The sequence below is a fragment of the Streptomyces sp. NPDC048254 genome (genome assembly GCF_043201895.1).
Taxonomy (GTDB): Bacteria; Actinomycetota; Actinomycetes; order Streptomycetales; family Streptomycetaceae; genus Streptomyces.
The window spans coordinates 360,265-372,619 of record NZ_JBICZJ010000008.1; the positions used below are offsets into that span (position 1 = coordinate 360,265).

Annotated in this window: 8 protein-coding genes; 5 read left to right on the forward strand and 3 right to left on the reverse strand. The window is 67.1% G+C overall.

Annotated elements, in window-relative coordinates; genetic code table 11:
• Nucleotide 1 precedes the first annotated feature (1 nt).
• Nucleotides 2-1,426 (reverse strand): hypothetical protein, encoded by a 1,425-nt coding sequence (locus tag ACGFZQ_RS24140; RefSeq protein WP_393842035.1) that lies wholly within the window; start codon nucleotides 1,424-1,426, stop codon nucleotides 2-4.
• Between the two features lie 979 nt (nucleotides 1,427-2,405).
• On the opposite strand from ACGFZQ_RS24140, the gene ACGFZQ_RS24145 reads away from it, so the two are divergent.
• From ACGFZQ_RS24145 to ACGFZQ_RS24165, 5 genes are all read left to right on the forward strand, one after another.
• On the forward strand, nucleotides 2,406-2,897 hold the full coding sequence (locus tag ACGFZQ_RS24145) for a hypothetical protein (protein WP_393842036.1): 492 nt from the start codon (nucleotides 2,406-2,408) through the stop codon (nucleotides 2,895-2,897).
• A 166-nt stretch (nucleotides 2,898-3,063) separates the two neighbouring features.
• The gene (locus ACGFZQ_RS24150) at nucleotides 3,064-3,552 is read left to right on the forward strand and encodes a Crp/Fnr family transcriptional regulator (RefSeq protein ID WP_393842037.1); all 489 of its coding nucleotides are present in this window, start codon (nucleotides 3,064-3,066) and stop codon (nucleotides 3,550-3,552) included.
• Nucleotides 3,553-3,654: 102 nt separating this feature from the next.
• Entirely contained in the window at nucleotides 3,655-4,470 is an 816-nt protein-coding gene (locus tag ACGFZQ_RS24155; RefSeq protein WP_393842038.1) for a hypothetical protein, read from the forward strand.
• A gap of 54 nt (nucleotides 4,471-4,524) precedes the next feature.
• The gene (locus ACGFZQ_RS24160) at nucleotides 4,525-6,777 is read left to right on the forward strand and encodes a hypothetical protein (RefSeq protein WP_393842039.1); all 2,253 of its coding nucleotides are present in this window, start codon (nucleotides 4,525-4,527) and stop codon (nucleotides 6,775-6,777) included.
• Nucleotides 6,778-6,866: 89 nt separating this feature from the next.
• Nucleotides 6,867-7,475, forward strand: coding sequence for a hypothetical protein (locus tag ACGFZQ_RS24165; RefSeq protein WP_393842040.1), 609 nt, complete (start codon nucleotides 6,867-6,869; stop codon nucleotides 7,473-7,475).
• A 470-nt stretch (nucleotides 7,476-7,945) separates the two neighbouring features.
• Here the strand turns inward: ACGFZQ_RS24165 and ACGFZQ_RS24170 are convergent, their stop codons facing one another.
• Both ACGFZQ_RS24170 and ACGFZQ_RS24175 read right to left on the reverse strand, forming a co-directional pair.
• A complete protein-coding gene (locus tag ACGFZQ_RS24170; protein WP_393842041.1) occupies nucleotides 7,946-10,714 on the reverse strand; it encodes a tyrosine-type recombinase/integrase in 2,769 nt (922 codons plus the stop codon).
• Between the two features lie 223 nt (nucleotides 10,715-10,937).
• A complete protein-coding gene (locus ACGFZQ_RS24175) occupies nucleotides 10,938-12,266 on the reverse strand; it encodes a class I SAM-dependent RNA methyltransferase (RefSeq protein ID WP_393842042.1) in 1,329 nt (442 codons plus the stop codon).
• Nucleotides 12,267-12,355: the final 89 nt, after the last annotated feature.

Genomic DNA, 12,355 nt, shown 5'->3' on the forward strand with positions numbered 1-12,355 from the left:
CTCAGTTGTCGTCTGCGACCGCCATGACGAGGTGCGACACGGGTTCGAGTCCGCCGGTGACCTCGATGCGGTAGAGCCCGGGGCGGGGCAGTGCGCACTGTCCCGTCATGGTCTCCGGGTCGGCGCGGTCGGGCTTGAGGGTGGTGGGGGCCGAGACGTCGGCGCCGGTGACCTCCTCCACGGTGCAGTGCACCTCGGACGGATCGTCGGCGCCGGTGAGGCGGATGGTGAACGGCTCTCCCGGCCGGGCGGCCTCGGGGGCGTCGAGGCCGAACTCCCCGCCGCCGAGAACGGCACCGCGCTCGCCGGGATCGCGTAGACCGCTCAGTGCGGAGACCGCCATCGTCCGGACCTGCTTGGAGGACATCAGTGACCCGTGCTTGCGGGCGACGGGGATCTCCGTCGCGTCTCCGGTCGCGGCCGCGTGGCGGAAGACCGTGCCGTCACCCATCCCGTCCTCGGTGACCGCCCGCCCCTGGCCGTCATAGCGGAGCTCACCGTCCGGCCGCCGACCGGGGAGAAGGCGGGCGGTGGCGGCACGTCCATTGTCGATCCGCAGGCTCAGGGGTGTGGGCTGCGCGACCCCCACGACCATGCTGTGGCCGCGCAGCTCGGTGTCGGCGGTCGCGGCCTGCCATGCCTGGGTGTCCCGTACGAGGTCGGCGTCGCCGCCGAGTCCCGTGATGTCGGAGACCGTCAGCCGCCGGGTGTCGTCCCCGTCCCAGACACAGCGGTAGGAGGGGAGGAGGTCGTACAGACCGGGCATCGTACGGCCGGCTTCCCGCAGCGCCTTCTTCGGCAGCCAAGGAGCGCCCGCCTTGCCGCTGGCGAGCACGACGGCGGACTTGACGGAGCCGTGGAAGGGCGTGCCCGCCGTCAGCACGGCCCGTACGTTGTCGGCGGCGCCGGAGATCCGGAACAGTTCGCGGACCAGCAGTCCGCCCATGGAGTGGGCGACGAACAGGAGTTGGGCCGGGCGGTCCTCACCCGTGCTCCTCATGTGGTCCGCATGAGCCCGATGGGAGCGCCAGCGCTCCAGGTGGCGATGGGCGGCGACCGCGAGGAGGTTGGCGTTGTGCCGTACGGACAGGCGCCAGTCGTAGGGGAACGGGACGACGGCGTGCGGATGAACGGCGTACTTGCGAAGGTCGCCGAGCAGCTGGCTGTACGGTTCGAGGCCACCGAGATCGGGCAGCCACTCATGGACCGAGAGCAGCCCTCCTGGTTTGATCCGCCCGGTCCGCCCAGCGCGTTCGTCCTCGGTCACCGCCAGCGAGCGGAGCCGGTCGGCGTGCATCCGCGCGGTGTACTTGAACAGATGGGGCGCGCCCCAAAGGAGCTTCCGACTCTCCGAGTCGATCAACTCGCTGCCCATGATCCCGGGCACGACCACCACCGCGTCGTGCAGACGTCGCCTCGGGGCCATACGTGTCATTCGATCCACAAAGCCGGTCACCCGCTCATTATGCCGACGGCTCGGCGGGTGCGATCTACGCTTCCCCGAAAAGGGGCTCCGTCCTCGTTGCCAGACGGCGAGATTGGGCGCACCGGGCGCGCACTAATGACGCGAGTCACAGGTTCGGGGTGAATCGTCGCGGTCCGAAGATCTCGCCGTTGCCGGTAATGGACGCCCAGCGGGCTGTGCTTGAGGGGCGGGTCTGTCTCCGTTCGACGACGACTCAGGCCCTGCCTCTGCGGGTCCGGATCGTGCTGGCGTGTGCCGCGGGACACGCAACCAGCACATCTCGCGGACCGCTGGGAGTCAGTATCGCTCACGAGATCATCGTCACGGCCGATCTCCCGCTGTGAGCGACCAGGCGTGACGAGGGTTCAGCACGAGCGTCATCTGAGCGTCGAAAGTGCGAAAACGGCTCCGGGCCAAGACACGGCGGGTCACCGTCTGTGCCTCAAGACCGCACCTCGGAGCGCACAGGGAGGATGGTTCCCCGCTATATATGTCCTGTGCCGTGGAAGACAGGTCGAGGCAACCCCCGGGCTGGCGAACTCGCAGGTCAGCGACCCTTTTCGGTCGGCTCCAGAACCGCCACGCACTCCACGTGCGAGGTCATCGGAAAGACATCAGAAGGGGAAGGATCTGACGTATTCCCAAGTCAGATGCCATTCACAGCCCAGCCAAAGGGCCCTACGGACGCTCGGAGCGTCAAACGAGCGTCAGCCGAGACATGAGGTGACCTTCACCCACCGAGGCCCAGCCAGCGGTAGGCGCTGGCTCCGCCTCACCGGTGCCGACCCACATCCCAGTGACTACGGGGCTACGGAACGCCGTGGAGTGAGGAACCTACCGCTCCTCATGCCCTGCGGTAGGCATCACTCCTCGACAGCTGAGAGCAGGCTGGCAACTGCCATGACAAGCAGGCAACGGCCACAGAAGGATGTGGGACGGCATGCACGAGCTAGGCAGTATTCCGGTGGAGATGGAGCGGCTGCAAGGACACGCTGAACGCGCCTTCGTCGAGGTACAGCGGGCGGATACGAAGGCAACGGCCTTGTGCGGAATAGCCGGTGGCCTTCTGGCTGCAGGGGTTGCCGTGCTGTCGAGTGCACACGACATGGCCCCCATCGCAGTGTTCTCCCTGGTCCTGATGTGCCTCTTGCTGATGGCCACGATAGGGGCTGCGCTGCTCGCGCTGCGGCCCGTGGTCCCAAGGGAGGGACTGCATACCGAATTGATGGGCGAGGCGCTCGTACACCACCGGGTCGGTGTGAGTACGACTGCGCATGGGGAGCTCGAACGGCATGTCGAGGGCCGCCGACTGCAGGTGCTGGCCTGGCTGGCGGACAGGAAGCTGCGAGCGGCCCGCCTGTCCGTCGACTTTGCCCTGGCAGCACTCCTGATGGCTGGAATGTGTCTATTGAGCAACATTCTGGTTAGTTGAGACGATCACCTAAGTGTGTCGGGGCCGCATAGCAGGGGGACGCGTGTATCAGCCGCATGCCACGGTGATCGGCGACAAGTTATGGGCACGCCTGAAGGCGCTAGCACCGCAGCGCGTCAGGCCCGCTCGGAGTGTGCTGCTCCGCCAGGGAGACCCAGCAACTCACGTGATCGTGCTGGAGTCCGGGTCAACGTTGATCACCCTGGCCTTACTCGGCGAGCTGGCCGTGTTGGACTCCCAGCCGCGCACCGCCACGGTCATCGCCGCCGAGACCTGCCAGATCCGAATCATCCCGGCTGCCGCTTTCCTCACGTTCGTTGAGGAGCATGATCTGCTGGCCCCACTCCTGCGCCATGCCATCGCCCGGGTCAGGGAATCGGAGGCCGTTCGACTCGAACTGGCCACCGCGTCTGTGCCGCTGCGACTGGCATCGGCTCTGTCGCGACTGGTCGAGGCCGCATCTGCTTCGGCTTCGGATCTCGCCGTGCGTCTGACCCAGACGGAGCTGTCTCAGATGATTGGCGCTTCCCGCAACGCGGTGGTCAACGCGCTCAAACCCTGGCGCGAGCAGGACTGGGTCCGCACCACCTCCAGTGGTGGGCTCCTCGTTCGCGACATCCATTCGATTCAATCGCACGCGCGTACGCAGGCGTGACGGGCCGCACTTCAGGCGTGCCCACTACTGGGCAGCGGCGGCCGTCCCGCCCGATCAGCATGGGCACTTCCCTGACCGCCTGTGCTGACAGGACGGTGCCCGATGGATGCGCCGCTGCACGCAGAGCCCTTGGATGTGCCCGCCGAACTCGCCCTCGTGGCGATCGACATGGAGAAGTACAGCCAGATCCCCGAGGCGAAGATGGCCGCCGCCCGGTGCGACGTGGACGACATCGTGGCGACCGTGCTCGCCGATTGCCAGCTGCCCGACCCGCAGGAACTTCCCGGCGGCTACAAGGACAGTGGCGACGGGGCGATCCTGCTGTTCCCTCCCTCAGTACTGGCACGACTCGTCGACCCGCTGCTGGGCCGGCTCAATGCGGCTCTGGTGCGCTACGAGCGGCAGCGGCTGGCCAGTAGTCCCGTCCTGCGGCTGCGGGCCAGTGTGCACATCGGCCCGCTGTCCCTGCCCGACCACCGCGGTAACGCCATCAATGACACCACCCGGCTGCTCGACAGTCAGGCAAACCGCGAGGCGCTGTCCGCCGCGAAGGACAATGGCGGCTTCCTTGCTGCCGCGCTCTCCGAGATCGTCTACCAGCGCACCGTGCACTCGGGACGCACGCAGGATCTGGGCTCACATCACTTCCTCGAGGCGGTTGCCCGCGTCAGCGACAAGCCCGGCTTCGAGCAGCCCTGCCGGATTCATGTACCGGGCCTGACCGGTCCGGCCGTACACCCCTATGTCACAGACGCCGCATCGTCGGCTTCTGCTCCGTCCTCTCCCGCGCAGCAGAACGCTGCGTCGGCGGCACCTGCTGCCAGCAGCGGCGGCACGTTCCAGTTCCACGCTCAGGTCAGCGACGCCACGATCGCCAACAGCATCGAAACCGTGCGAATCGATCGCCGCCAGCGGTGAGGCGTCTGGCCTTCCGCCCCACTGCCTTTCCCGCACTCGCCCTGGAGTTCCAGTATGACTGACGTACCGTTCGACCCCACTCGCTCCGACGCCACCCCACCGAACAACGAGGGTGATGAGAGCCAGTCCAACGGCTCCGGCGGCTGGCTGCATCGATTGCGCACCGGAACCGGCTCCGCCGATCGACCGGGCGCGAACCCTGACGACCCGCCCCCTTCTCCAGTTCCCTCACAGCCGGGCGCTTTGCCACCCGCGCCCCGGGTGCACGAAACGGACGGTGCAGCGACACACGTGTACGGGGACCCCGAAGTTGTCGCCCACCACATCGAGCAGGTGATTCTGGAGACTCGAAAACGGGACCTACTGGAGGGTGTGGAACAGAACCGTGAGCGGCTGCTCGACCAGCCGTTCGTACGGGGCCCGCACTGGGACGTGGTCTGGGAGCAGATCGTCAATCCTGTCACCGGCCGTCCTCGCCAGCCGATCATCGTCATTGTGGCACCACGTTCGTGTGGCTCCACTACCTTCGCTCTGCGACTGTTGGCCGAGCACACTGCCGACGAAACCACCGTGGTCCAGCTGGATGCGGACTGGGACACTCCCCGCCAAGGGCGCCTACCTCTGGAGAGGGCGCATGCGTACCAACTCGATCTCAAGCATCCGGAGAACGACCAAGTCTCCGCCGACTTCCTGAACGCCCTGTCGAAACACGCCTCCCACCTGCGCGACTGCCGCTCCTATCTCGCGCTGACCGTCGCACAGGACCTGTGGAAGGACCACCGCCTCAGCGATCGTGACGGCATCCAAGTCGTTCACCTGCACGAGGCGCCCGATGCCCAGCGCGTGGTCGAGGCACACCTGACTGCCCACGGCTACGACCAACTCGTCACGTCACTCCGCTCCTTCTCCAAGACCACCACGTCCTTGCGGGGACTGACAGCAGTGGCCGCCGTACGGGCCGCGCACACCGTCGTGATGGCCTGGAAGGAGCACACCCGCACCAGCTCCCAGCAGTCATTCGTGCAGGCCGAAGGCGAGGGCGAAACCGGGAGCACCCTCGAAGACCGCATCATCGCAGCGTTGACCGACTGGCGCGGTGAACTCGACAGCCGATTCGGCGAGATGAACAGCCTGCACACCCCCGACAACCCATCGCTCACCGTGGAAGACCGTTGCCTGCTGCTGGCCTTGGCCGTGCAGCAGTCTGCGCCCATGCCCATCGTCGCGAGCAGCGCAGCCGCGCTGCTCGCAGCCATCGGGGACGCGCCCGGCACCGCCGACACAGCACCTGGATTTTCGCCGACCTTCAATGCCTTGGCAGGACGGGGAATGCGGCGGCGTATCCGGGACGTCGGAGGTCGAGTCGACCTGCAGGACACAGTGGTCTTCGACCGGCCCGCCTACGGACGCGCGGTGCTGGAGTACGTCTGGGACAACTACGACGTCATGCGCAAACCCCTGCTGACCTGGCTCGTCGCGACAGCCCAGAGCGCCGATCCGGAAGACCACGCCGTGGCGGCGCTGGCCGAACTCACCGTGCGGCACGGAACGGTGGGCTACCTCACCGACTTGGGTGAACTCGTCGGCAGCAGCCAGCCAGAGGTGCTCGGTGCGGTCCTGGAAAAGGCCGTGCGCAACGAACACGTCGGCCGCCTGGCGTGGGCAGCGCTCTACGGGTGGGCAGAACAGAGGAGTTATGCGTCCGCCGTGATTGCGCTGTGTCAACGGATCCTGGAGGACTCATCCGCCGCCACGTCTCTGACCAAGCGAGCAATGGTGCGCCTGCGTCGCGTCGCGCACAAGAACGCCGACGCAGCGGGCCAAGTCCTGGCTGCCTACGACGATCTGGTCCAACACCCCACCGTGGGGCAGCGACTGGTCGCTGAGGTCCAGGGCTGGCAACAGGGCAAAGTCTCCGCCCGCGGCGGTGCACTGGCCTTCCTCGCGCTGATGACCGTCCGCCGGGACGGCACACCGTGGCTCGTGTGCGCGCCTCCCCCGGACATCGACGTACAGCGAGCCCTCAACAACCTGCTCTCCTCATCGGACACCGCTGCCCAGGTCATTTCGCGTCTGACGGACTGGATCCGCTCGTGCGCCGACGATCCCAGCGCCTACACACAGTTGCGCGACCAGCTCCTGCCTGCGCTACGCGGCCACAACATGTTCGAGGCCGGCATGAAGCTCATGAACGAGCTGCGTGGCATCTCCACCGTTGAGGGCGTCAGTGTGGCTGACGACTTCTACAACCACCTCGTCGACAGCCGTCTGCGCACGGTCTTTCCGCTCGAAGAGAGCCTCACGTGAGGTGGCCATGGAGGCGCGCAGTCCGTAAGAGTACGTCTGTCCAGCCGCGTCTGCTGCCGAGTGCCACGGACGACATCGCGTTCGAAGCCGTGTACACGATCACCTGGCGACCGCTGTGGCGTGTGCCTCCCAATGCGGAGGAGACAGTACGCGCCGCCGTGCATGCCACGGCCTCCGCTACAGCGGCACGCCTGACGGCCTCGGACGTACCCGCTGCCCAAGACGCCGTCAACGCCGCCCTCGGTTGTCTGCCCCACCGCGCCTCGAACTACTGCCTGTTGAACGTCTACGCGGCTCTCGGTCTGCCCAGCACCGCGAAGGACCTACTGGCACAGCGGGCAGCGGACGAGCAACGCGTTCGCCGTCTGCGTTTCTTGAAGGACAACCTCTACGATCACCCGGACCTCGTCGTCCTGGACCAACTTGAGCACCACGCCCCCGGTGCCCTGACTGACGAGCATGTTGCCGAACTCCAGCGCCTCGCTCGCCTGATCTACTCCTGCAACCGCTGGTGGTTCCCACTCCTGCAGCAATGGGAGCAGGTCGGCCAAGGGTTCACGGACATCGAAAAGCGACAGCAGGCAATGGTCGTACTGTCCGACTCCCTCAAGGCACTCAACGGCGGCAGCCTGCCCAGCAGCATCGCGCCGGTGGACATACCCGGGGCCGACACGACAGCTCGAAGGGCACATCCATGAAGCTCGTCTTGTGGCGAGTGCTGCTGGCCCCGATGACCAGCCTCCGAGCCCTCCTCGCTCAACGGCGCAGCGCAACGCCCCTGTCCTACGACGCTGCCTGGCGTCGAGCCCGCCTAGACCGTTGTCCGGATGAAATGGTCTATCGACTCCACGGCCACCAAGCCTCCAGCCCCTCCGATCAAGCGACCGGCGCTCAGGCACCCTCCGGTCCGCCCAAGAGCGACGAGCCCACCGACCGGCGCCCGTAACTCGAGCATCCCGGGAGCGGACAACTCCTTCGCCCTGTCGCGGATACTCGCGTCCATTGGTTCAGGCTCATGTCTGAGAACGAGGTTCGCCTCGACCGCGGCCTGACGAGATTCCCGGCTGTTCACCCGAGGAGGCACGCACCGGTGATGCCCGCAGCCCGGGCCCGCGTCCCGCATAGACGTTTCTTTGCCCCGTCCTTGAACGACGGGGCAAAGAAACGTCTATGCGGCGATCGTCAGTGGAGCGTCCAGGCTCTCCCAGGCCCCGAGAACCGCCTTGTGAGCATCCGGCTGCAGGTGGGCGTACCGCTGCGTGGTCTGGAAGCTCTCGTGCCCGAGGAGGTGCTGGACCTCATAGAGCGAGACTCCCTTCTGGACCAGCCACGAGGCGCAGGTGTGCCGCATGGAGTGCGGCGGGTAGTGCGGGACGAGCTGCTGCTCGCCGTCGGCGTCGAAGTAGTGGGCGCCTTCGACGGCGGGCCACCAGGTCTGCCGTCGCCAGTTGCTGTCGGCGAGAAGGCGTCCGGCCCGCCCCTTGGAGCCAATGAGGGCGTCCTGCAGACTCTGTCTGGTGATCCTCAGCGTCAGTAACGGGGAGTACCCCTGCCACATCCGTCCACGCCGCGGGATTTCCTGATCCGGCTCGCCGTACGGTCTGCGCAGCACCTCGTCGGTAACACCGGACAACTGGGAGTGCATCCACCGGATGTCCGCCGAGTCGTAGGTGTAGCCCGCAACTTGATGGGTGTACCGCACGGATGTCCGCACATGCTCCATCATCGCCTCAACTCGCTGGCGCAGTTCAGGCACAGAGACCCCGTCGCGGGGCACGTTTCCCTGGCGAAGTCGCTGCGCAAGGTGCCACAGCCGCTCATGGGCCAACGGGGAATCTGGCGGCATCAGAAGAGCACCACGTCGGACTACACGCTCAAGGGGCTCGCGGATCCGTCCGCGAGCCCAGCCCCACCTGCCCAGCGGATCTCCAGGAAAGAGGTGCTGACTCCACCATCGCCATTCGGGGTCTTCACGGTTCGACGGGTGCGAGGCCAGTGGAGTCACCGCGGGCAGCTCTGAGGAGTATCTCGACGGAGAGATGGCCACCCAGCCCTCCTTCACCCACACTCCCCACCGAGGCAACCGTCCATCCCGCATTTCGACAAGCGAGCCGCTCAACGGACCGAAGCCTTCAACAAGGGCTTCGAGCGCCTCCCGCAACCAAGTGCCTGCGGCTTCAGCGGTTCGGAGTTCGCCGTGGTCCACCCGGACCAGTCGAGCGATGGCGGTCCTGGCGCTGTCTTCAGCCTCTCGCATGTCATGGCGTTGCTTCTTGCCCCGGGCGATCTCGTCGAACGTCCAGGAAGCGGCCGCTGGGTTGGCCCGGGCAAGGCGGAGCATGAGGTTCTCCGCTTCGTCTGGGGCACTCGCGCTCACGGCGAATGCGATCGCGTAGCGCCACCGGGGGAAAGCGTCAGCAGTGACGATCTCCTCCGGCAGCACGGAGCCCTTACGCAAAGCCTGGGCGCCGAAGTGCTGCTCGAAGACAGGCAGGGCGAAGCGAAGTCCCGCAGCTTCCTGGACGACCAGACCGGTGTCGGTCAGCTCCCACACCTCGGCTTCATGCCCGAAGTGCTGAGCGGGGACTGGACCTCCGGCATTCAGGATGTGTACGGCGAGACGAGCAAGGCGGTCCCAGGTCTGTGACGTTGGGGAGCCCTTGCGCCGTCCTTTGATGACGGAAGCGGCCAGACCGGACAGTAGCTCCAGGCTGGACACCCGTGCGTCTTCACCGGCCAGGAGGCGGGAGGCGACGGACAGGACTTGAAGGGGGCTGGTCAGCAGGTCCTGTACTTCACGCTCTTCGAAAAGGATGCGCCCGTCGTCCCCGACCACAAGGTCCAGAAGTTCCGCGCCTCTCCGCACTGGCCACGGGGCGACCTCGTGCACGACAGCCCTGCCCAGCTCGATTCCAGGTCTGCACGTCGCGAGAATCCGGGCAGTCGGGTGGGCGGCCAGCAGAAGCCTGGCCTCGTACAGGAGCTGCGCAACCTGCTCGGGTGAGAGCCTATCGAGATCGTCGATCACGATACGCCCGAGTCCACTCGCCGGCTCGCCGCCCGCGCGCGTGATGGCATCCAGCAGATCCGGTACGGCCTTGCCCGCATCCACCCACACAGGGATCACTGCATCAGGGTCACCCGCAGCCTCGCGGAGCCCTTCCCGCCACCAATTCTCGGCTTCCTCGCTCTTGCCGGCGCCCATCGGAGCGACCAGAACCGCCAGAGTGCCGACAGGGACGGTCACCACCTGCGATGAGGATTTGTCAGCCCAGTCCAGAACGGCATCGACACGTTCCTCGGGCACAAGACTCAGTCGTGCCTCACGGCGGTATTGCGAGGCACGGGTCGCATCGGTGAGGGCATCTGACCTGGACTTGTGTCCGGCGGACACGGTGTCGCGCAACTGCGCGAGGACGTCACCAGAGGTGATGGCACCAGCATAGGTACGGCGGATGGAGTCGTACCGATCGAGGTAGCGGCACAGCTGGTCGTAGGACCATACTGCCCAGCCCTTGAGCCCGAGGCGTGCCGCATACGTGGACACGAATTGCTCGATCTGGGCAATGCCTCCGCTGCCCGGCACGGGAGTCAGGATCACATTGGTGGTGAAGATCAGATACTCGGGCAGCCGCTCCCGCTTCGAGGCCGGGCTGAGCCACGCTTCGAGTTCCTCTTTAACCTGCCCCTTCAGCCACGAGACCGCATCCTGGGGCTGTTGATCCGTACGCTGTCGAAACTTGGCCTGCACCACCCCGTAGCCGTCCCATGCGTCAAGCTCGCTCGGGTAGGGCACCCGCCCCTCGAACGTTGCCTCACGCCCGCCGTCCCTGCCGTCCCCGAAGACGGAGACGCCCGGCCCGAGGATCGCCTGGGTCAGGGCCTGCGACACGTGCTCGAACTCCCGGGTGCTCAGCCCGCTGAGGTTGTGATCCACCCCGCCATGATGCCGCCGCGGCTATCTCCCGACCGCCTAATGGAACATTTTCCCCGGCCGGGCCTCTGCAACAACGCCAATTCACGTGGCTTGACCAGCCCAGCGACACACCTGACATCCCATCAGAACGAGCGTCAAATGAGCGTCACGAGCGTCATTTCAGCGTCAAGATATCGCCCGTAACGCCCACACCGCACATAATGCGCGTCAGTGAAACCGCAGGTCAGGAGCCCTTTACTGCCGGTTCAAGGATGGCAACGCACTCCACATGATGCGTCATCGGAAACAGATCGAACGCCCGCAGCGTCCGCACCCGGTACCCGCCGTCCCGGAAGTACGCCAGGTCGCGGGCGAGGGCGGCCGGGTCGCAGGCGACGTAGGCGACTCGGCGGGCGCCCAGCGATGTCAGGTGCTCCACCGTCTTACGGCCCGCGCCCGCGCGGGGCGGGTCGAGGACGATGAGGTCGACCTCGGTGATGCCGGTGCGCGGGAGGACCGACTCGACCTTGCCCTGTTCGACGCGGACCCGGGGGAAGTCGGCCAGGTTGTGGCGCGCGTCCTCCACCGCTCGCTTGCCGGACTCGATGCCCAGCACCGCGCCCTTCTCGCCGAGGCGGTCGGCGAGGGCGCCGGCGAACAGGCCGACTCCGCAGTAGAGGTCCAGCGCCATCTCACCCTTGCGCGGCAGCAGGCCCTGCATCACCGCCGTCACCAGGGTGTCCGCCGCCTTCGGATGGACCTGCCAGAAGCCGCCGTTGCCCACGCGGTGGGTGCGGCCGTCGGCCCGTTCGCGGACGAAGGCGCGGCCGTGGACGCGGTGGATGCCGCCGTCGTTCTCGTCCACCCGCAGGACCGAGACCGGCTTGTCCAGTTCGACCAGGGGCAGGCGGGCGCCGGGGCGGGGCTCCAGGATCACCATCCGGTCCTGGGAACCGGTCGCCGCGATCGCGTCCACCGACACCATGCCCGACCAGTCGCGCTCCTCGATGCCGAGTTCGCTGACACCCGGCGCCGCGATCATGCAGTGCTCGATCGGCTCCACCTCGTGCGAGCGGTGCCGGCGCAGTCCCGCGTTGCCGTCGGCGTCGACCGCGTACTGCACGCGCGTGCGCCACTGCGGCACCTCGCCCGCCGGCAGCTTGTCGCCCTCGGCGGGCATCACCGTGCCGTCCCAGCCCGCCTCCTCCGGCGTCAGGCCGGCCAGTCGCCGCAGCTGCTCGGCGATCACCTCGCCCTTGAGCCGGCGCTGGGCACCCGGCTTGGCGTGCTGCCAGTCGCAGCCGCCGCAGCGACCGGGGCCGGCGTAGGGGCAGGGGGCCTCGACGCGGTCCTTGGAGGCGTCCACGATGTCGACCGCGTCGGCGCGCAGGAAGCGGGCCCCCTCCTCGCCCTCGGTCACCCGGGCCACGACCCGCTCGCCGGGCAGCGCGTGCCGGACGAACAGCACCTGGCCCTCGGCGGTCCGGGCGATGCAGTGCCCGCCGTGCGCGACCGGGCCCACCTCGACCTCGTACTCCGTCCCCACCAGAGATTTCTTCGGTTCTGCCTGCATGGCGGGGTGACTCCAGATCAACGAGAGGGGGTACGGCCGCGCATGGGCCGACGACAGCCCACCAGTCTACGTGCTCGCCGAGGCGCCCC